16 protein-coding genes are annotated in these 21,327 nt (G+C 58.0%); 5 read left to right on the top strand and 11 right to left on the bottom strand.

Annotated elements, in window-relative coordinates; all coding sequences use genetic code 11:
- Positions 1-19: 19 nt before the first annotated feature.
- The 3 genes from uvrB to dapB all read left to right on the top strand — a co-directional run bounded on the left by uvrB (position 20) and on the right by dapB (position 5,072).
- Entirely contained in the window at positions 20-2,050 is a 2,031-nt protein-coding gene (gene uvrB / locus ACUZ9P_RS13405; RefSeq protein WP_449250081.1) for an excinuclease ABC subunit UvrB, read from the top strand.
- Positions 2,051-2,137: 87 nt separating this feature from the next.
- Complete coding sequence (ligA, locus tag ACUZ9P_RS13400) at positions 2,138-4,267, top strand: NAD-dependent DNA ligase LigA (RefSeq protein WP_449250080.1); 2,130 nt, start codon at positions 2,138-2,140, stop codon at positions 4,265-4,267.
- Between the two features lie 16 nt (positions 4,268-4,283).
- On the top strand, positions 4,284-5,072 hold the full coding sequence (gene dapB / locus ACUZ9P_RS13395; protein ID WP_449250079.1) for a 4-hydroxy-tetrahydrodipicolinate reductase: 789 nt from the start codon (positions 4,284-4,286) through the stop codon (positions 5,070-5,072).
- A 303-nt stretch (positions 5,073-5,375) separates the two neighbouring features.
- Here the strand turns inward: dapB and ACUZ9P_RS13390 are convergent, their stop codons facing one another.
- On the bottom strand, positions 5,376-7,691 hold the full coding sequence (locus ACUZ9P_RS13390) for a methyl-accepting chemotaxis protein (protein WP_449250078.1): 2,316 nt from the start codon (positions 7,689-7,691) through the stop codon (positions 5,376-5,378).
- 256 nt (positions 7,692-7,947) lie between these two features.
- Positions 7,948-8,865: a DMT family transporter gene (locus tag ACUZ9P_RS13385; protein WP_449250077.1), complete on the bottom strand. Its 918-nt coding sequence runs from the start codon at positions 8,863-8,865 to the stop codon at positions 7,948-7,950.
- Between the two features lie 261 nt (positions 8,866-9,126).
- Here ACUZ9P_RS13385 and ACUZ9P_RS13380 point away from each other — a divergent pair, with 261 nt between their 5' ends.
- Positions 9,127-9,549, top strand: a complete 423-nt coding sequence (locus tag ACUZ9P_RS13380) for a hypothetical protein (RefSeq protein WP_027180902.1) — start codon at positions 9,127-9,129, stop codon at positions 9,547-9,549.
- 263 nt (positions 9,550-9,812) lie between these two features.
- Entirely contained in the window at positions 9,813-10,226 is a 414-nt protein-coding gene (panD, locus tag ACUZ9P_RS13375; protein ID WP_192112101.1) for an aspartate 1-decarboxylase, read from the top strand.
- Positions 10,227-10,345: 119 nt separating this feature from the next.
- On the opposite strand, the gene ACUZ9P_RS13370 is transcribed toward panD, so the two are convergent.
- From ACUZ9P_RS13370 to nifB, 9 genes are all read right to left on the bottom strand, one after another.
- Positions 10,346-11,362: a J domain-containing protein gene (locus ACUZ9P_RS13370; protein WP_449250076.1), complete on the bottom strand. Its 1,017-nt coding sequence runs from the start codon at positions 11,360-11,362 to the stop codon at positions 10,346-10,348.
- A gap of 2 nt (positions 11,363-11,364) precedes the next feature.
- The gene (locus ACUZ9P_RS13365; RefSeq protein WP_449250075.1) at positions 11,365-11,817 is read right to left on the bottom strand and encodes a YkgJ family cysteine cluster protein; all 453 of its coding nucleotides are present in this window, start codon (positions 11,815-11,817) and stop codon (positions 11,365-11,367) included.
- A gap of 18 nt (positions 11,818-11,835) precedes the next feature.
- Entirely contained in the window at positions 11,836-12,261 is a 426-nt protein-coding gene (locus tag ACUZ9P_RS13360) for a CoA-binding protein (RefSeq protein ID WP_449250074.1), read from the bottom strand.
- Positions 12,262-12,491: 230 nt separating this feature from the next.
- On the bottom strand, positions 12,492-14,510 hold the full coding sequence (locus tag ACUZ9P_RS13355) for a cation:proton antiporter domain-containing protein (RefSeq protein WP_449250073.1): 2,019 nt from the start codon (positions 14,508-14,510) through the stop codon (positions 12,492-12,494).
- 134 nt (positions 14,511-14,644) lie between these two features.
- Positions 14,645-15,586, bottom strand: coding sequence for a hypothetical protein (locus ACUZ9P_RS13350; protein WP_449250072.1), 942 nt, complete (start codon positions 15,584-15,586; stop codon positions 14,645-14,647).
- A gap of 136 nt (positions 15,587-15,722) precedes the next feature.
- Positions 15,723-16,373 (bottom strand): Fe-only nitrogenase accessory AnfO family protein, encoded by a 651-nt coding sequence (locus ACUZ9P_RS13345; RefSeq protein WP_449250071.1) that lies wholly within the window; start codon positions 16,371-16,373, stop codon positions 15,723-15,725.
- Positions 16,374-16,661: 288 nt separating this feature from the next.
- Positions 16,662-17,525, bottom strand: a complete 864-nt coding sequence (locus ACUZ9P_RS13340) for a homocitrate synthase (RefSeq protein ID WP_022659252.1) — start codon at positions 17,523-17,525, stop codon at positions 16,662-16,664.
- Positions 17,518-18,462, bottom strand: coding sequence for a homocitrate synthase/isopropylmalate synthase family protein (locus ACUZ9P_RS13335; protein WP_449250070.1), 945 nt, complete (start codon positions 18,460-18,462; stop codon positions 17,518-17,520). The genes ACUZ9P_RS13340 and ACUZ9P_RS13335 overlap by 8 nt, the downstream gene beginning before the upstream one ends.
- 94 nt (positions 18,463-18,556) lie before the next feature.
- Positions 18,557-21,271, bottom strand: a complete 2,715-nt coding sequence (gene nifB, locus ACUZ9P_RS13330) for a nitrogenase cofactor biosynthesis protein NifB (RefSeq protein ID WP_449250069.1) — start codon at positions 21,269-21,271, stop codon at positions 18,557-18,559.
- Positions 21,272-21,327: the final 56 nt, after the last annotated feature.

Here is a 21,327-nt window from a genome sequence, read left to right as displayed (position 1 = left end):
TACTCCAAAACATAATATTATGGAAGATAATCCGGTCATCCCATTCAGCCTTGAAACGGCATACACGCCCACGGGCGACCAGCCCACGGCCATTAACGCTCTTGTGGACAATCTTCAGGCCGGGGTTCCCTCCCAGGTTTTGCTGGGCGTTACCGGCTCCGGCAAAACCTTTACCATGGCCAACGTCATTGCCCGCTGCAACCGCCCAGCGCTGGTTCTCGCCCCCAACAAAACGCTGGCAGCCCAGCTTTACGGCGAGTTCCGGGGGCTGTTTCCGCGCAATGCCGTGGAATATTTTGTCAGCTATTACGACTATTACCAGCCGGAGGCCTATGTTCCGGCCTCGGACACCTATATTGAAAAAGATTCGTCCATCAACGACAACATCGACAAGCTGCGCCATGCCGCCACTCACGCCCTGTTGACCCGGCGCGATGTGATCATTGTGGCTTCGGTTTCGTGCATTTACGGCCTTGGCTCGCCGGAATATTACGCCAAGATGGTCATTCCCGTTGAGGTGGGCCAGCACTTCCCCATGGACAAGCTCATCACCCGGCTGGTGGAAGTGCACTACGAGCGCAACGATTACGACTTCCACCGAGGCACCTTCCGCGTGCGCGGCGATGCCCTTGAAATCATTCCCGCCTACCATCACGAGCGGGCGCTGCGGCTGGAATTTTTTGGCGACGACATTGACCTCATGCGCGAGATTGACCCCCTCACGGGAGAAGTGCTGGCCGAGGTGAGCAAAACAGTGCTGTATCCTGCCAGCCACTTTGTTTCCGCGCAGGACAACCTCAAGCGGGCTGCCAGCGACATACGCGATGAACTGGCGGTGCGGCTTACGTATTTCAAGGAGCACGGGCAGCTTGTGGAGGCCCAGCGCATTGAGCAACGCACCCAGCTTGACCTCGAAATGATTGAAGAGCTCGGCTACTGCAACGGCATTGAAAACTATACCCGCCACCTCGACGGCCGCAAGCCGGGCGAGCCGCCGTCCTGTCTGCTCAACTATTTTCCCGAAGACTTTTTGCTCTTTGTGGACGAATCGCACATCACCATTCCGCAGGTGGGCGGCATGTACAAGGGCGACCGTTCGCGCAAGCAGACCCTTGTGGATTACGGCTTTCGCCTGCCTTCGGCTCTGGATAACCGCCCCCTCCAGTTCAACGAGTTCACCAACCTGCTCAATCAGGTGGTTTACGTGTCGGCCACGCCCAGCAAGTACGAGCTGGATCAGGCGCAGGGCATTGTGGCGGAGCAGATCATCCGCCCCACGGGCCTTGTGGATCCTGTTGTGGAAGTACGCCCCACCAAGGGCCAGATGGAAAATCTGCTTGGCGAATGCCGGGGCAAGGTGACGCTGGGCGAGAGGGTGCTTGTCACCACACTTACCAAGCGCATGGCGGAAGATCTCACCGAATACTGCTGCAACATGGGCGTGCGGGCGCGCTACCTGCATTCGGACATTGATACGCTCGAGCGCATGCAGATTATCCGCGCGTTGCGGCTTGGGGAATTTGACGTACTGGTAGGCATCAACCTGCTGCGCGAGGGGCTGGACATCCCCGAAGTGTCGCTTGTGTGCATTCTGGATGCGGACAAGGAGGGCTTTTTGCGCTCCATGGGTTCGCTTATCCAGACCTTTGGCCGCGCCGCGCGCAACGCGCAGGGCAAGGTGATACTGTATGCGGACAAGATCACCGATTCCATGCGCGCCGCCATGGGCGAAACCGAGCGCCGTCGCGCCAGACAGACGGCCTACAATGAAGAGCATGGCATCACGCCCACCAGCACCCGCAAATCGCTTGAATCCCCACTGGATAGCCTGTATGTGGAAGATGGCGGCGGACGCGGGCGCGGCAAGGGTAAGGGCAAACAGCGCGAGGCAGATGCCGTGCCGTTGACAGCCGAGGACGTTGCCGTTCTTGTTGCCAAGCTTGAAAAGGAAATGCGTCAGGCAGCCCGCGATCTGGAATTTGAACAGGCCGCAGAGTTGCGCGACCGTATCCGCATTTTGCGGGCCAGGCTTATCGCCATGCCCGAATAGACGGGGCGCTTGCCCCTGTGAGCAGTGCCGCCGCATGCCCGGAAGCCAAACAAGGGCACGGCGGCTGACCATCAGAAAGGTTTTTTCATGTCGCAGAATTCACGCAATGGCAGGCAGGAGCAGAACAGCCTCTTTGCCACTGGCCCCGCTGGCGGCCCCAGCAGCGAGGAGCGCAATCGCGCCCGCTGGCTGGCCGACGAACTGGAGCGCCACAATTATCTGTATCACACGCAGGATGCTCCGGAAATTTCGGACGACCAGTTTGACGCGCTGTTTCATGAGCTGGCCGCGCTGGAAGACCGCTGGCCGGAGCTGCGCTCTGCCCATTCACCCACCTTGCGCGTGGGCGGCAAGCTGCTGGACGGTCTTGCCAAAAAAAGCCACAGCCGCCAGATGTACGGTCTGGACAACGTCTTTTCTGTCGAAGAGTGGCGCGATTTTGTGGAGCGTATGCGCCGCGCATGGGATACGGAAGTCAACGGCCCTCTGCCGCAAGCCTTCTGGTGTGATCCCAAGCTTGACGGCCTCGCGCTGGAAATCATCTATGCGAATGGCGTGTTGCAGGAGGCTCTGACGCGCGGCGATGGCGAAGTGGGCGAAGTCGTCACAGAGGCCGTGCGCACCATCCGCACAGTGCCGCTACGTCTCAGGGGCGAAGGGCCGTTTCCCGCGCGGCTTGAAGTGCGCGGCGAAGTGGTGATGTATAAAAAGGATTTTGACGCTCTCAACGCCCGGCAGGAATCGCTGGGGCAAAAGACCTTTGCCAATCCGCGCAATGCCGCCGCCGGGACCCTGCGCCAGCTCGACATTTCTGTGACTGAATCCCGCCCCCTGCGTTTTCTGGCTTACAGCCTCGGTGACGCGCAGTGGGCCCCGGCGCAGCCCTGCCTCCTGCATTCGGAACTGATGGCCCGTCTTAGGGCATACGGCTTTCTTACCCCGCCAAACGGCAAGCTCTGCGCGAACCCGCAGGATGTTGAAGAATATGTGAACTGGGTGCGCGAAAACAGGCCGGAATTTGCCATGGAAATTGACGGTGCCGTGGCCAAGCAGAATGACCTTGAAGCGCAGGAAGCACTCGGCTTTACGGCGCGCGCGCCGCGTTTTGCCGTGGCCTTCAAGTTTCCGGCCATGCAGGCTCAGACCCTGCTTGAGGGCATAGAAATTCAGGTGGGCCGCACAGGGGCGCTTACGCCTGTGGCCACGCTTGCGCCTGTGGCTGTGGGCGGGGTAATGGTTTCGCGCGCAACCCTGCATAATGAGGATGAAATCCGCGCGCGCGACGTGCGCGTGGGCGATACCGTTATTGTGCAGCGCGCGGGCGATGTTATCCCCGAGGTGGTCGGCCCGGTGCTGGATAAAAGGCCTGCGGGCGCTGAACCCTATCAGTTCCCCCGCACGTGCCCGGCCTGTGGGCAGCCCGTGTACCGCGAAGAAGGCGAAGCTGCCTGGCGGTGCGAAAATCTGGCTTGCCCCGCCATTCGCCTGCGCTCAATAACTCATTTTGTTTCCAAGGCCGGGCTTGATATTCAGGGCGTGGGGCAAAAGTGGATTGAGCAGCTTGTGACCAGCGGGCGTGTGCAGTCGCCAGCCGATCTGTTCAGCCTCACCGTGCAGGAGCTGCTGGGTTTTGAGCGCATGGGCGAGGTGCTGGCGCAGAAGTTTGTGGATTCGCTGGAAAACGCCTGCCACACCGCCACCCTGCAAAGGCTCATCAGCGCCCTTGGCATCCGCCATGTGGGCGAGCAGACGGCCCGCACTTTGGCAGGACGCTTTCATGATTTGGACGAGCTGGAAAACGCCACGGTGGAGAGCCTGCTGGCCCTGCCCGATGTGGGGCCAGAAGTGGCTTCGTCCATACGCAACTTTTTTGACAGCCCCGCCAACCGCGAGCAGCTTGCACGTCTCAAGGAGAAGGGGCCGTGGCCCAAGGGCGCGGATTCGGCTCAGGGCACGCAAACCCTTGTCGAAGGGCCGCTGGCGGGTAAAACCATTCTCTTTACGGGCACCATCAGCGTGCCGCGCGGTACGGCGCAAAAGTGGGCCGAGGCCGCCGGGGCTGTTCCCCTTGGTGCTGTCAGCAAAAAGCTGGACTATCTTGTGGCGGGCGAAAAGGCGGGCAGCAAGCTGGACAAGGCGCGCTCCCTTGGCGTAACCGTGCTGGATGAAACGGAATTCAGAAACCTGTTGCGTGAATCCGGCATTGAGCCGGAATAACGGAAACGGAGAAGCTATGAGCACTTCTATTATTGTGGTCGGGGCCAGCGGGCGCATGGGCAAAACCATCAGCGGGCTTGTGGAAGCCGACCCGCAGTTCACCCTTGCGGGGCTGGTGGACAGCCCGGAGCGCATAGCCGCTCTTGCGGGCGCTGCCTGCCCGGTTTCCGACAGTCTGACGGCCCTGTTGTCCAAGCTTCCTGGTGCAGTGGTCATTGACTTCACCGCCCCTTCGGTGAGCCTGCAATCGGCCAAGGCCGTGGCGCAGACGGGCAACGCCCTCGTGATCGGCACCACTGGCTTTACCGATGAAGAAAAGGATGAACTGCGCGCCCTTGCCGCCAAGGCTCCCATCTTCTGGGCCTCGAACATGAGCATCGGCGTGAATGTGCTGCTCAACATTCTACCCCAACTCACCAAGGCCCTTGGCGAAGATTATGATATTGAAATGGTGGAGCTGCACCACAACCGCAAAAAGGACAGCCCCAGCGGCACGGCCCTGACCCTTGGCGAGTGCCTTGCCGAGGCCCGCGACTGGAAGCTCAACGATGTGCGCTGCTCCAGCCGTGACGGCATCATCGGCGCTCGCCCCAAGGAGCAGATCGGCATTCAGGCCATACGCGGCGGTGATGTGGTGGGCGTACACACCGTGTACTTTATGGGGCCTGGGGAGCGCATTGAAGTGACCCATCAGGCCCACTCGCGCGAGAATTTTGCGCGCGGCGCTATCCGCGCCGCTGGCTGGATGGCAGGGCAGAAGCCCGGCAAGCTCTACAGCATGCAGGATGTGATTAAGGATATCTAGCCGATATAGCTTGCACAGGCTGTTTCTGCCTGTGCAAGCTTTCAGTTTTGTGCAATATCCGTTTGTCTTTCTTCTTTTGGGCAGACCAATGCAGGGTATTTAAAACAGGCCCGCTTTCGTTCAGTGGCAAACCGCAAGGTCTGCATTGAACGCAGGCGGGCCTGATCAGTTCCTATTGCCGTGCAGCACCTGCATTGCGGACAGACCGAACGTTAAAAACCCCTTGAACGGCGAGGCCGTTCAAGGGGTTTGAGTCTGTCATGATTGGGCAGGTACTCGCGCCTGCCCCAGCGTCCGCGCCAGCTAGGAAACCATCTGCGCAATGAGCTTTTTAAGTTCCTGCGCCTGCTTTGCCAGTTCCGTCACCGCGTTGGCAGATTGCGACATGGCGGAGGAGGTCTCGGCGCTGATGGTGTTGATCTGTTCCACTGCCCGGTTGATCTCGTCGCTGGTGGCCGACTGTTCTTCTGCGGCGGCGGCAATGGAATGTGCCTGATCCGCAGCCTGATCAACCAGCACCACAATTTCTGAGAGCGCCTCGCCGGAGGTTCCGGCAAGCTCGGTGGTCTGCTCAATGGTGTCTACAGTCTGGTTGACCTGATTAATGTTCTGCGTGGTGCCGTTCTGGATGCCCTGAATGGCGGAACCAACCTCGCGGGTTGCCTGCATGGTCTTTTCCGCCAGTTTGCGCACCTCGTCGGCCACAACGGCAAATCCGCGTCCGGCTTCGCCCGCGCGCGCCGCTTCGATGGCCGCGTTAAGGGCCAGCAGGTTGGTCTGGTCTGCAATGTCTGAAATCACTGTCATGATCTGGCCGATACTCTGGGCTTGATCGCCCAACGAGGCCATGCCGGTTTTGAGGCCCAGAGCCTGCGTGTGCAACTGGTTGATGCCCTGCACCACCTTGTTGACCACTTCTGCGCCGTGCTCTGCCTTGCGCTTGGCATTGATGGTAGTGTCTGAAGCGCCGCCCGCATTGCGCGCAACCTCAAGCACAGAGGCATTCATCTGCTCCATGGCGGTGGCGGTTTCAGAAACGCGCTGTGTTTGCTGATCCGCGCCTCGGCTGGCCTGTTCCACCTGGGTGGAAAGTTCCTCGGTAGCGGTGGAAAGCCTGTCGGCAATGGCATTGGCGTTCTGCGCCACCTGGGCAACGGCATCACGCTGCTGCTCAATGGTGGCCTGCTGTTTTTTGATTTCCGTCAGGTCAAACACAAGTGTTACTGCACCAACAATGTTGCCGTCCAGATCGCGGATCAGCGAGGCATCAATGCGCAGATTTTTGTGCTGGCCGTCTGCAAAGGTCATTGCTGCTTCAATGCCATGTGCGTTCACTCCCTCGCTCAGACATTTATGGCAGATGGTGCGCTTGCTGGCATCCCCGTAGAAAAATTCAGCCGCTGTCATACCCTTATAATCTGCGGGCTTGCCGCTCTTGCCCACAAGTTTGACCATGGCGTCATTTACATAGGTAATATGCACGTCTGTATCTGCAACAAGGGTGGGGAAGGTGATGCCCTGCAATACGCCGTCAGCAAAACCCAGACGGTTTTTGAGCACAGCGGTCGTTTCTTTGAAATTTCCTGCAAGTTCAGCCAGTTCAAAGCGATAGTTGCCCGTGAGCGAGGCCTTGAAGTCGCCGTGCGCAATCTGCGCGCTATAGTCCATAATGTTCTTCAGCGGGGCAGTAATGATCCGGCGAACCATAAACACAATGCTGCCCAGCAATACAACAAAAATTCCGATGGCAACGAGAATAAGAATGTTGCGTTGCTCAATGGCGTCTTTTGCAAGATCGTCTGTAAATGCGGAGGTGCAGACAAGCCAGCCTGTTCTTTCAATGGTTTGAAAAACAATCACCTTTTCCTTACCCTGAAACTCATAATCAAAAGAGCCGTTCTTGATTTTGAGCGCCTTGACTACAAATTCCAGCTTGCTGACATCGCTCATGTGAGTATCAGCATTGGGGTGGGCGATAACGCGACCGTTGGCATCAATAATAAATGCATAACCATGGTCTGCAACTGTTATGTTAAAAACATGGCTTTTAATATATTCAAGCCAGTTCATGGTCACGCATACTGCGCCAATGGGATTGCCTGTGCCGCTAAAAACCGGGGTGGCAATAGCAAAGATTTCTTTTTTTGTGGTTTTTGCAATAACGATGTTGGGGTCAATGGCATCCTTGCCCTGCATGGCAGTTTTGAAATATGCCCTCTCACTGTAGTTATTGCCAATAAAATTCTCTCCACTGGAGGATGCGCCGGAAACAGCAACGCCCTGCGCATTTAGAACAAAGATGGAATTGATTCCCTTGTATTCTTTGATAAGGGCTTTGATCAGGGTGTCCATTTCGGCGCTGTTGCCTTCGATGGCTTTTTTAGCCTGACCGCTCTGCGCCGGAACCTTGATCATGCTCATGTTGGCGTCAATCATGTCATTGACGTTGGCAATGAGGCTGTTGTTTATGATCTTCATGCCGCCAACAGATGTATTGTTGACAATGTGGTATGAAGATTTGCCAACGTAAACAACAAAAATGGAAACGCCGATAAGCAGAATGACGCTTATCAGTGCAGCTATAACAGTATTTACGCTCTTGAATGACAGGCGCAGCATGGTACCCTCCAGTGAACTCGTGATGCCATTGTTATTATAATGTGATGATAACGTATGTTAAAAAAATTAGCATTCCGTTAACACTTCACATCTCTCCCAAATATTTTCACTTTTACTAGTCAAAAAAATCGTCAAATCCAATATAAACTTTATATCATTTGTAATAATATTTTATGGAAAATGCAGTATTGCAGTATGTATTCATGCGATTATTTGAGTTGAATATTTTATACAAGGCAAAATGCCGCTTATATCATCACCTGCTGAGTCTGAATACAGCGCCAAGTATGAGCGCGCCGCCTGCAAAAATGCCCAAACCGGGAGCATCGTTAAAGAGCAGCCACGCAGCAATTATGGCGTAAACAGGCTCAAGCGTGATGATAACAGCTGCCTGGCGGGCCTTGAGGGCTGTGAGGCTGCTGACGTAAAGGCTGTAGGCGAGGGCGGTGCACAAAAGGCCCAGGCAGATTATCCACAGCCAGTCCAGCGCGGCAATGCCCGGCACATCCGCTGCTGCAAAGGGCAGAAGGCAAATGATGATTACCGTATTTTGCCACCAGCAGGTATGCATGCCAGATATGCCCCCGGCAAAGTGCCGGTTTGCTATGGCCACCAGGCCGTAGACCGCAGCGGAAACCATGCCCCACAGCAGGCCGTGGGTTGCAGTATCAGCCAGCGAAAACGAAGGCGTCAGGCACACAAGCCCAATGCTCACCATGCCAATGCATTGCAATTCCCTGGCACTTGGGCGTTCGCGGTAGGCTATGGCTTCAAACAGGGCCGTAAAGGCGGGAAAACACGCAAAGCCGAGCGTGCCCACCGCAATGCCGCCCAGTTTTATCCCCATAAAAAATGTGACAAAATGGAGGGTCAGCAGAATGCCGCTTACGGCAAGGCCTGTCAGGTCGCGTGCCGCAATTCCATGCCAGGGCGGATCACGCCGGATAAGGCAGATGCAGCCAAGGGCGACCACTGCAACCACGGCCCTGCCCCAGACAAGATCAACGGCGGAACACTGGCACAATTTACCAAAAATGCCAGAGATACCAAACAGAACCGTGGCTGCGTGCATGCGGATCAAGGCTGCGCGCACGGCGCTTTGCTGCATTGCGTCCTTGTTGGGTGCTGTGGTAGATTGTAATTGTGGGGGCGCAGCCTGTCTGGCATTCTGCATGCAAGCTCCTTTATTCTGTCTGTGCGCTATGGATACATTCATGGGCAGCGCGCGGCAAGCAGGGCGAGGCAAGGGGGCATGCACCTGGCATATTTGCCATGCCCGCATCCTGATCTGTGGTAAGACCGAATAATGTTTCTGGAAAAAAGTCTAGATTTTATCTTGAAATTCACGAGCAGGTAGTGTAGCGCAAAAAGAAAACATAGCGTAACACGATGCTTGGCGAACTTGCGCCAAGCCGCACGCAACATCGGGGGCATCATGCCGCAGGTCGCAGCACGTATTAACGACGATCAGGAACGCTGGCTCAAAGACTACTTCCGCACAAAGAGCGCGGGGGCGGAGTTTATCCTTCCCTGGGCGGTGGACACGTTTTTTCGGGCAATCACGGGCATCAAGCATATCTTTAGTGCTGCGGAGCTGAAAACCATTGTGGAAGCCCACAAGGATATGAAGCTCATGCCCGACCATACGCGGCTTTCGTATCTTTTGCTGCGCGTTACGGATGCCTGCGACATCAACGGTGTACATCTGCGGCATGGGGCCAGCAAATCCAGCCTTGAGGCCAAGATCAAAAGCCTTGACGACACGCAGGCCACAGCCCTGATGGTATGGGCCTCTGCTTTTTGGGTCAGCCGCAACTGCTCTGCGGAAAATATGGACGAGTACATCAAGGCGTATTGATTTTTTTGCGCCGTCTGCTTAGGTTCACACCGCTTTTGCGGCCCGGAGCGTAGCGACCAAACCGGAGCCGCGCCCGGTGAGGCTTGCGGTGCGCTTCATAGTTGTTGCATGCCGTGCTCATGCGTCCGCCGCTACCGGGCGGCGCAAGGGGTTGCCCTGTGCTGGCAACTCCTGCGGTGCGGGCAACTGCCGGATTCGGCATCATTCATGGTCGCTTGTGCGACCTTTTTTTAGGCGCGATCAATCGCGCAAGAGAGTTTGTCATGCTGCAAATACTGCGGGCAAAACTGCATTGCATTCGTGTTACCGGGTGCGAACTGAACTACCACGGCTCGGTGACGCTTGACCCGGAGCAGTGCCGCGAGGCGGGCATCTACCCGCTGGAATTTGTGTATATCTGGAACAAGAGCAACGGACAGCGCATTTCCACCTACGTCATCTACGGCGAGCCGGGTTCGCGCTGCTGCATACTTAATGGCGCGGCGGCCCGGGCCTGCCAGCGTGGGGATGAAGTCATCATCAGCGCTTACGAATACGTGAACGGCCCTCAGGATCTTTACAGCCGCAAACCCGTGGTGCTGACCTTTAACGAGGACAACAGCATTCATGAGCGCCTGCGCTATGTGGTGGACGGGGAAGAAGAAGGCGACTTTGGCTTTCATGTGGAAACCGAATAGCCGCAGGCTCCGGCAGAACGTATGAGACGCTCTTGCGCCGAACAGTGTACTATAAACGAAAAGAGGCCCCGCGGGGCCTCTTTTCGTTTATAGTACGGCGCGCATAAAAACCGCGCGGATCATTCGTTGGTGATAATCAGGTACAAATCGCCTTGCCACGGCCCCACGCGCTTGCCCAGCCCGCGCAGTCGAATGGGTTTGCCCACGGCAAAATCCGGGGGCAGGGTGATCTCGACAGTTTTCAGCTCGCCTGAAAGGGCCTGGCGTATTTGCAGGCGAATGCGTTTGCCGGGCGCAAGGTTGGCCGAGGGCAGCGCAAGAGTTTGTTCTTCATCGATCTGACGGCGCAGCCAGCCCTTGACCATGCCGGTAACGCCCTTGCTGTGGTCTTTGTTCCACTTGGGCGTGCCCCAGGCCAGATTGCTTTTGTGCAGCTTTACATTGCGCTTTTCCGCCGTGGGTTTTTCCTTGGGCTGGCCAAAAGCAGGCCCTTCCTTTTGGTAAGGCGCTTCCTGCTGGGGGGGCGCTTCTTCCTGATGCTGGCGGTTCAGTTCGCTGTAAATATCTTCAAAAACGCGGCGGGCAAAGGGATCTGTCAGCAGGTCGCGCAGCACGTCATGCTCAGAATAGCCGTTCTGCGCGTTTTTTGGGTCTGCAGTTTTGTTTTTTTGCTGCTCTTGATTCTGCTCTTTTTGGGCTTTCCCGGTCTCGTCTGCGGCCCGTGCCCCGGCAGCGGCGTCAGCCGGGCCAGAGCTGTCTTCTTTTGCGTCAGAGCCCGCTTGCTGTCCGTTGCTGCCTTGAGAGCCATTTTCAGCCTGGGTCTTCTGTTCGGCCCTGTCGTCAGTGGGTTCTTCCTTTGCGGCCCGCGCCTTGCTCTCTGCCTGCGCAGCCCTGCTGGCCTCTGTTGAAGCCCGCACGCCGTCCTCATGCTTGAGTATGGCGGAAAGGGCCACATAGGCCTCGTTGAGCAGCTGAAATTCCCGGCTGGCGTCCGGGTTGCCGGGGTTGAGATCGGGGTGCAGCTCAAAAGCGCGACGCCGATAGGCCCGCTTGAGGTCAGCCGTATCGGCGTTTTTTTTAAGCTTGAGAATGTCGTAGCATTCTTTCAGCGATATCTGGCGGGGGCGGCGTCGCATGATTACTTCAGGATAAGCGCATTGGCTTCACAGGTGGCATCGGAAGCAAGCAGGCCGTTTTCGTGCAGATAGCCGCGGCCTTCGCGCGCAAAATCCGCATGCTGCGCGTCAGTTTCGATGCCGGGGCAGAATTCCTTGGCCATGGCGAGGCTGGTCGGGTCTTCAATGTTGCCACGAAAAAAGGGCCATGCGCGGCAGATTGAAGGCTTGCCCTCGTGCACGCCGCAGCCGCTGCCCTGGCGAAAAAATACGCAGTAGCCGTCTTCGCCGCAGCGAATTTTGAGCTTGCCGCCAATGCGTTCGCAATAGCTGTCTGCCACTGCTTCCGGTGCTTGCTGCATGTGCGCTGCCAGCCGGATCAGGTCTGTGGGGCTTACGACAATGCCGCCTCTTCCTTCGCAGCAGTGGCCGCACATGCGGCAATTGAAAACCGATTCTCCGTGAGCGGCAGACATGGGCTATAATCCTTGGCCTTAAAAAGTGAGCGAGGGGCGCATGAGGCGCTCGTGTTCCACCATGATGCAGGAATCTTCAATCACTGTCATGCCTGTACGGGCTAACAGCTGACGTGCCTCGATCGAGCGTATGCCAAGCTGCATCCAGAAAACTTTTGGTTTCCAGGGCAGATCCAGTACTTCCTGCGCGTGGGCGGGGCAGTATTCCGGAGCGCGAAACAGATTGACGATATCCACCGGCCCGGGCAGTTCCGCAAGACAGGTTACCGCAGGCAGCCCCCAAACGGTTTTGCGCACGGGATGGACAGGAAAAATCGTGTATCCCTGTTCCAGCAGATAGCGCCCGACCCTGTCCACGGCCTGTCCGGCTTTGTCCTTGGCGCCGATAATGGCGACGCTGCGTGATTCGCCAAACATGGCGCGCATCAGTCTGTCGTCAAGCATAGTACATCCATGCCGCAAGAGGGCGGATTATCAGCGGGCAGCCCTTTGGGTTGCTCCCGTTAGTATATCTGTAATCTGTTTTAATAGACGGCAATGGCAAAATGCGCAAGTTCCCAGCCCCGGTCTGGCAGAATCTTTTACCGAGGCAGCGTTAACATCTTGCCGAGTTTGACAATTAAAAGGAGGCAGGGCAAGCCCCGCCTCCTTTGCCGCAACAATTGCGAAATGCGCTATGCAGCCTTGGGCGGAGGGCTGGTTTCCTTGCCGGATTCGCGCAAGGGGCCGGAAAAGAGCGGGGCTATTGCCAGAAGTTTATCTGTTTTGCCAAATAGATATACAACATCGTCGGCTTCAAACAGGTCATTGGCTTCGGGCGATGCCTGGGTCACGCCGTTACGAAGAATGGCAATGACCGTTACGCCGTATTTGCGGCGCATCTGGCTTTGGGCAAGGCTGATGCCGCAAAGGGGCGAGGCATCGGCAAGGCGCATGGCCTGAACGCCCATGTCTGGCAGACGGCTGACCATGGAATCAAGCGAGTTTACCGAGGCGCTCATGCGCCGGATCATGCGGTAATTCTCTTGCCGGATACGCGCGGCAAAGGTGTCTATATCCTGCCGGGGAACCAGATAGCGCGTCAGCACACGGCTGAAGACTTCAATGGAGGTTTCAAATTCTTCCGCGATCACCTCGTCCGCGCCAAGGCCGCGCAGGGGGGCCACCTCGCTCACAAAGCGGGTGCGGGCAATGATGTGCAGGTGAGGGTTGAAGCGGCGGGCTTCAATAACAATGGAGCGCACCGCAGCCGGGTCGGAAATGACGATAGCAAGCACACGTGCCTTGGTGACGCCCAGATGCTCCAGCACAATGGGCTGCGAGGCGTCGCCGTGCGAAATGGGTTCCTTGTGGCGATAGCGGGTAACTGTTTCAGGGTTCATTTCAAGGATGGTATAGCACACGCCGGACTCGCGGGCCACATGGGCCAGATGTTTGCCGCTGATGCCAAAGCCCACAATAATCAGGTGGTCTTCCATAGCGCAGGCACCTTCGTGGTCTTCGCCCTTGGCGAGCATCCTTTCGTTGCGCTTGCCCGCCACCTTGTCTGCAAGACGCGGGGCCACAGCCATAAGGCCGGGGGTCAGCATCATGGTGAGCACGCTGACATCAAGGAATGTCTGGTAGGCGTTCATGTCGAACAGCCCGGCCGCCAGACCCGATGCCGCAAGAACAAAGGCAAATTCGCCCACCTGCGCGAGAGAAAGAGACGTGATGATGGCCGCGCGCAAGGGATAGCCCTGCACCAGCACCGAAGGCAGGGTGAGCAGGGATTTTATGACGATGAACAGCACCGTCAGAACAATAATGGCGACAAAATGCTGTAAAAAAAACTCCAGATTCAGCATCATGCCCACCGAGATGAAAAACAGGCTCATGAAAACATCGCGGTAGGGCAGAATACCCGAAATAACGCTCATGCTGTATTCCGAGCGGGCGAGCATCAAACCGGCCAGGAAGGCCCCGAGCGAGAGCGAAAGCCCCAGATGGTTGGTAAGCATGGCCATGCCAAGGCACAGGCCAAGAGTGGAGAGCAGCAGTATTTCCCTCGTGCGGGTGCGTACCACGGCTTCCATAAGCCTGTTGAGGCCAAAGCGGGCAAACAGCAGCACGCAGCCCAGCACCGCCACCACGCGCAGGGTGGAGAACACTGCTCCCTGGAGCGAAAGCTCAAGCGTGCCCGCTAGCAGGGGCACCGCCAGCAGCATGGGCGCAACCATAATGTCTTGAAAAACAAGGATGGCGAGGGAAAGGCGGCCTGTAGGCGTGTTGGTGGCCCCGCGCTCCTGCAAAATGCGCAGCACGATGGCTGAGGACGAGAGCGCCACCAGACAGCCCCAGAAAAGGCCTTTCTGGAATGTGGCATCGCGCAGCAGCATGGCTATGCCCGCCACGGCAAGAACCGTCAGGCCGATTTGCAGGCTGCCGCCCAGAAAAACGGGCCGTTTCAGCCGGTTGAGGGCCTCGCCGGAAAGTTCCATGCCTATTGTGAACAGCAGCATGGCAACGCCGAGTTCTGCAATATGGTCAATGGCCTGCATATCCTTGACGATACCCAGCAGGGACGGGCCGCACAAAACACCTGTAAGCAGAAAGCCCACGGTGGCGGGCAGTTTTATTTTGTTACAGACGATTGTGACGAAAATTGAAAGAAGAAAAATAATGACGATTTCATAGAGCAAAGGAACTTCCATGGAGCCTCCTGCGGCAATCTAACACTGCGACCATATACAGCGCAAGACGCGCTGCCGCAACAATGTTTGCGGCAGCGCGATGCTCGTCCAACTGGTTGCAATGTAAGGCAGGGTTGTCGTTGCAGCGCAAAAACTCAGCGGCTTTCGCGCATGTCGGGCAGAGCCACAAAAGGCCCGACAGTTATGCCCTGCGCCGGGGCCTGCATGACCTGTTTGCCATCGTCCATGTGTACCAGACCATTGGGCAGAAATTCTACCCGCAGGGGAACAATTACTGTGCGCAGCATGGTGAGCTGATCTTTTTCCATGCGCGGCGACATGCATTTCTGCTCCTTGCCCTGCTGCCAGCGCAGGGAGCAGGCGGCGGTGACAAGGCTGGAAACCGTGCCGTCTTCACCAAAGCACAGGGAATTGGTGTCCCCGCAGATGGCCGAGGCGGCGGGGTCGTAGGCCGCAATCTGCCCAATGGAGGTCGGCACATGCGCAGGGCGCGCCGGTTCGCAGCTTCGCAGCGCGCCGCTCTCGTAAAAGGCGCAGCCGTACCTCACGGGCATGGGGCCAAGTGGGGTAACGAGCCTGATTGTTTCGCCGGGCCAGAAGGTGACGCTTTCCAGCACGCCTGAAGGATAGAAACGCAGGCCCTGAATCTTGGCGCTTATTTCCTGTCCGTGCAGGGAGAGGGATATCTGGCTTGCCAGCTTGCGCTCGTCCTGCTCTGTCCAGTAGCCGCTGAGTTTGCCCTTGCGCAGGAGTATGCGCTTGAGCGCGCCGTTTCCGTGCCATGCCAGCCATTCGGCGGGCATGTCGCCAAGAGGTGTGTTTACAGTTGTTTGATTTTGCAGTTCCAGACTGCGCCACATGCCGTTGGGGTAGAGGCAAAAGCTCTTGCCGCTGCTGCGGCGCACGTCTTCGGCTTCGTAAAGGGGCGTGAGCCAGCCGTGGGGCGTGGGCACAGTATCTTCTGCCAGCAGGCGGCAATCCTGCGGCGCGCCGCCGGGCCAGCGGGAGAGCACATGCACGTTGGTGATGGTGCCGTAGGGCGTAGCCACAGTATCAAATTGCAGGGCGGTACCCATATCATAGACTCCTTGGAGCATGTAACACTTGAAATGCTCGTTTGCGTCAGGCAAAGCCTCTCAGCTCGCATTTCGTGGCAAGCATTTTCAGGAAAATCCTTACAGAGCAGTTAACCCATTTCATCCGTGAACTGCTCTAACGTCCATTTGGCGCGGATTCGCCGCAAAGCGCATGCGAAATACGGGCCCGGACAGTTCCATCTTCCTGTCGGGTGAGGGCGCATGTCAGGCGCTGCTGGCGCATGTGCTCCTCAAGCCAGGGGGGCATGTGCCCGCAGATGAGTTCCAGTTCCACAAAGGGCGTTGACGCAAAAAAGGGGCGCAGGGCTTTTTTTGACGTAATTTCCGGGTGTGCTGCCTGCACTTCCATAAGATTTATGCTGTACACGCCGGGCGTATCTGTGGGCGTGGGTGCGGTGGGAACCTGCGCCTCCCCCTGGGCGGACGCCAGAATTTCGCTGGCCAGGGCATCCAGAATATCGGGCGAGAATGCGTCCAGCTCGCACAGGCAAAAGCCCATGCGGCTCAGTTCATTGTAGGCAAGGCCGGAAATGCTGGCCCCGGCTATGGCAGCCTCTGCGGGCAGCAGAAGGGCCAGCTGACGCAGCTGGTCGCGTATCTGGGGCAGGGTGCCGCAGCCTTCAAGAGAAAAAGGCACAGGATCACAGGCATGCCAGCCCTTGCCCGTGCTCCAGTCGCGCTGCCAGACGGAAAGGTGGGTGCAGTTTTCCATGGCCGTGATTGAATTATCTGTATTTTGCAACACTGCAATGCAGTCGCATTTCATGGCGATCTCCGTAGGCTGGGAGCAGGTATCTGCGAATATACTGGCACAAGATGAATTTTGTTCCCTGCCAAGGAATACAAGCCTGCTTTGAGGGAGTGTACTCTTATAGTACTCGACCGAAAAAGCTGGCGAAGTCAGCGCTAGTTGTCGCTCGTTTGTCTGGCTTGCCAACAGCGACAGCAATGGACTTGCTCCGATTTTTTCTATCCAGTTGCTGTCGTTATCCGTAGCTTTCTGCGTCGCAACGGCTAACGCAACGCTGGCAGAGGACAAAAGACACTTGTGCCGCTAAAGGCCAAATGGGCGAGTGCCGTAGCTATACCCCAAATGCTTGCCCCAGCCGTTCATGGATTTTTGCGGTAAAAGTGTGGCCGCAAGGCGCTCCAGTTCAAGAGCTTTGCGCGCATCCACCGCGCACGAGGTATTGCCAAGCCGTGCAGCCGCCGCCGTAAAGGTGGCAAGCCCGCAGTTGCCAGCCCTCTCGCCAATGCCCCACAACGTGGTATTGACGTAGCGCGCCCCGGCGTTCACAGCCATGAGCGAATTGGCAACAGCCATGCCAAAGTCGTTGTGCGCGTGGATTTCCACATCCACGCCTGCTTCGCGCAGCATGCGCACGGCCCGCCAGACCTTGTCTGGCGTGTAACAGCCCACGGTATCGCTGAGCCTCACCCGCACCACGCCGCACTGACGCGCGGCCCTCGCCGCATCGCGCAATTGGTCGGGCGATGCGTGGGAGGAATCTTCAAAACCAACTGTCACTTCCGCACCACGGCTTGCGGCGAGTGCCGCGCACTTGGCAAGGGAGGCCATTACCTCTGCGCGGGTGGTTTTGAGTTTGTCCTTGATCTGCCGGTCAGAAACCGGGCAGCATAGATGAATGATATGCGGAGAGCAGTCAAAGGAGTGGCGCACGTCGCTTTCGCGCAGGCGGTTCCAGGTGGAAACGCGGGCGTTGGAACAGGCCTCGCGGATGGAGCGGATGGTGGCCTTTTCATTTTCGCCCATGGCGGGAACGCCCGCCTCGATCTGGTCCACGCCAGCTTCGTCCATCATGGCGGCAAGGCGGATTTTCAGGGCAGGGGGGAATGCAAAGCCAGGAGCCTGCTCGCCGTCGCGCAGGGTGGTATCGACAATAATGATCTCAGGCATGGCCCACCTCCACAGAAACCGTTGCGCCCGAAAGACCGCAACAGTCCGTTCGGGCAGGAGACAAGGATTCGGGGGGATGGCATGCGTGACACAGGTCGAGAAACTGGGCATCGGTCAGGCTGCATTGCTGGCGCTCGGCAAGCTGCTGAACCAGTTCCAGCATATGTTCTTCCGCCGTGCGCGGCAAGTTCAAACCAAGCTGGCGGGCCTTGATGCGCAACGAAACGTGCCCTGAGTGCTTGCCCACCACTATCTGGCGTTCAAGCCCCACAGTAGCTGGAGCATATGGTTCGTAAAGAAAGGGCTTTTTGACAATGCCATCCACATGGATGCCGGATTCAACAGCAAAAATATCCGTGCCCAGCACGGCCTTGTGGTGGGAAACTTCCAGGCCCGCCTCCCTGAGCAGGGCGGTTGCTTCGGGCAGTTTGTCCAGATGCGTCAGGCCGGTTTCCAGACCCTGGGCGTACAGGCTCATGGCCACTTCTTCCAGGGCAGGCCCGGCATCTGGGCCGTGCAGGGCAGAGCCGCCAATGCAGCCCGCCACACGGGGGCCGCCCTTGAGCAGCCACAGCACGGCAAGAGCCGTGGCGCAGCCCGCGTGATCGCCGGGGCAGAACTCCACCGTATCCTTGATGGCGGCAAAGCGCGGCCAGAATTCCGTTTCAAAGGTATAGAGAGCGTCACAGCAACCGCTCAGGCGCGCCCACGGGCCGTTAAGGATCGGGCGTTTGCCCGTGCGGCGGGCCTTGACGCTGGCTGCTGTAAATTGCAGATCTGGGGGAATTTCGACCACAAAACCCATGTGGTGCATGAGGTCGATCCATTCCCCGGCCCAGAGCGCAAATGCGTCTGCGGTCTGCCTTTCCTCTTGCGAGTGCGCGGCTGGCAGCACCCGGTAGAGCAGGCAGAGCGTTCTGTCCACCAGTTGCGGCATGGAAATAACCTCTTGGCAAAGATGGCGTGTGCCCCGGCCTGACCGGTTTGCCTCCGGTCAGGCCGATGGGTTGGGCCGATGGATTGGGCCGGAATTATCCGCAGAGCGCCCTGGCGGCGTCATTCACGGCCTTGTCCACATTTTCATAGAGGGTGAACACGCGTATTCCCTTGGTCTCAAGCTTTTTCAGCGGGCTTTCGCCTATGCGCAGGGCCAGCACGCCCTTGCAGTCGTCCACGGCGGCCAGAATGCCCGCCATGCGCCCGGTCTTTTCGCCGCAGTCGTCCATGCCGTTGCAGTATTTGGAGACACTGCGGGTTTCCACGTAGCTGGCGGCGTCGCCGTCGCTTTCGTAGATGTAGAACTGCTCGGCCTGACCAAAGTGCTGATCAACGGTCATGCCTGTCTTGGAAGCCACGGCAATGCGTATCTTGCGGGCCACGGCGGGCTTGGCTTCCACAGCGGCAGCGGGGGCCTTTTCGGCCACGGGCGGGCGGTAATCAATGGACTTGTCGTCGCCCAGCAGGCCCACGGCGTCGGCGCGGCACTGCTTGCAGTGGTACATCTGCTTGAGCGTGGGCTCGCAGCTGCGGCGCATGTCCATGAGCTCCTTGTTGCTCACAAGGGGCATGTTTTCAAAAACGCTGCCCTTGACCGGGATGAGCTGCATGATGTTGGTCATCACAGCGCCCAGTTCGCGCGCGGTTTCCACCACCTGCGGGATGTGCCCGTCGTTGATGCCCTTGAGCAGCACCGTGTTGACCTTGCTCACTATGCCCGCCTGGGAGAGGGCGCGCAGGCCAGCCATCTGGTTTGCCAGCAGGAGGGCTGCTGCGGTTTCGCCCGTGTAGCGCTTGCCTCTGTACATGGCGAATTTGTAAATCTGCGCGCCAATGGCGGGGTCAACGGCGTTGATGGTCACTGTGGCGTGGCTTACGCCCACGCGCTTCAAGTCTTCCACGTATTCCGGCAGGGCCAGGCCGTTGGTGGACATGCAGAATGTGATATTGGGGTCTTCCCTGCGGATCATCTCCAGCGTGCGGAAGGTTTCCTCGGGATTTGCCAGCGTGTCGCCGGGGCCGGCGATGCCCACAACAGTAAGATTGGGCATGTCGCGCTTTACTTTCATAAAGTGGTCAAAAGCCTGTGCGGGCGTGAGCACGGCGGTGGTGACGCCGGGGCGGCTTTCGTTAACGCAGTCGTACTTGCGCAGGCAGTAGTTGCAGCTCAGGTTGCACTTGGGCGCGATGGGCAGATGCAGACGCGCCGAGGTGGCACAGGCCCCACAGGAAAAACAGGGGTGGGACTTGGTGCGCTCCGCATTGACGGCGGCGGCGCTGCCAGCGGCATGGGCGGCTGTAGGGGCAGTTACAGGCACAAGCGGCTCGCTGGCGGGGGCCACAACTTCTATGCGGGAGGCATCAGCTTCCATGGCGGCTTCTTCCTTGAAGTATTTGTTGAGAAGCTCCTCGCGGAAGCTGTTCTCGGTAAACTGCAGCATGGCGTTGGCCGTTGCTTCCATAAGGCTGAGCGAACCGTCATAAAATAGCAGACGCGTGCGCTGGCCGCCAACCCTGTCATGGATGGGAAAGCCGTAGCGCAGCAGCGGAACGTGGTGGCGTTCTTCAATGCGGCGGCCATCGGAATTGCCCAGCATGAGATTGGCCTTGCGCGCAAGCAGGGCGTTTTCAATGCCGGCAAAGTCTGCAAAGTTGAGGATGTCAAAATCGCCGCTGAACTGCGTTTCCGTAGCCTGAGCCATATCGGGCGCAAGCGTTTTTTCAAAGGCGGCGCAACGGCTGCCGGTGGCGGCCACCACAGGGACGGCTCCGTTTTCGCATGAGGCGCGCACAAGGGCCAGCACCATGTCCGGCTCGCCAAATACGGCAACGCGGCTCTGGGCGTTATACTTGTGCGCATCAATCATGGCGTCAAGGTAGCGGGCGCGTTCTTCGCGCACAGTGGCGGGGATGGTCCCGCCAAGGGCTTCAAGCGTGGCTATAAAGGCGTCGGTATCGCGCAGGCCCACAGGCAGGTTCATGCGCAGGAGCGGCACGCCGTAGGTATCGCGCAGGTACACGCCAGGGGAATAGCCCTCGGGGCAGAAGGGCGCAAGTTCGAGGGTCATGCGCGCGCCAGCCATGAGGCCGATGCGGGGAAGCGTTGTGCCGTACTGCGGCAAACGATTGTAGTCGTCTTCGTGCCCGCCATCAAGATTCTGCGAAAGGTCGGGCAGCAGCACGTATTCAAGGCCGCTGGCGTCAAGCAGCTGCTTGAGCGCTCTGGTATCCGCCGCAGAGAGGTGCCCGGTGATGATGTTGACCACGTTGTTGGGCGCGGAATCCATGGGCACGTGGCGCACAATGGCATGCAGCGCACGGAAAAATCCTTCGTACTGCGAGCCGCCGTAGCCGGGCGAAGACACGGGAATGATGGTGGCCGTCACTTCCGGGTGCTCGTCCTTGAATTGCTTGATGATGGCGGGCACATCCTCGCCGATGGTTTCGGCCAGGCAAGTGGTGGAAACGCCGATCACCTCGGGGTTGTACAGTTTGATGAGGTTTTCAAGCCCCTTGAGCAGATTCTTGGTTCCGCCGAAGACCGTACCTTCTTCCGTAAGCGAAGAGGAGGCGATATCCACCGGCTCATTGTAGTGGGTTGCCATGTGCCGCCGAATATAGGTGCTGCATCCCTGCGAACCGTGCAAAATGCTCATGCTCTTGCTGATGCCGTAAAAGGCGCTTACCGAACCCATGGGCATGCACATCTTGCAGGGATTTGTATTCAGGTTGACAAGATTGGCGCTCATTGTCTTCTCCTTTGTTCCAGGCGGCCTGTGGCCGCGGCGGCGGGCAAACTGTGTGC

The organism is Desulfovibrio intestinivivus, assembly GCF_053570665.1.
This window is presented reverse-complemented; position numbering and strand designations above follow the sequence as displayed.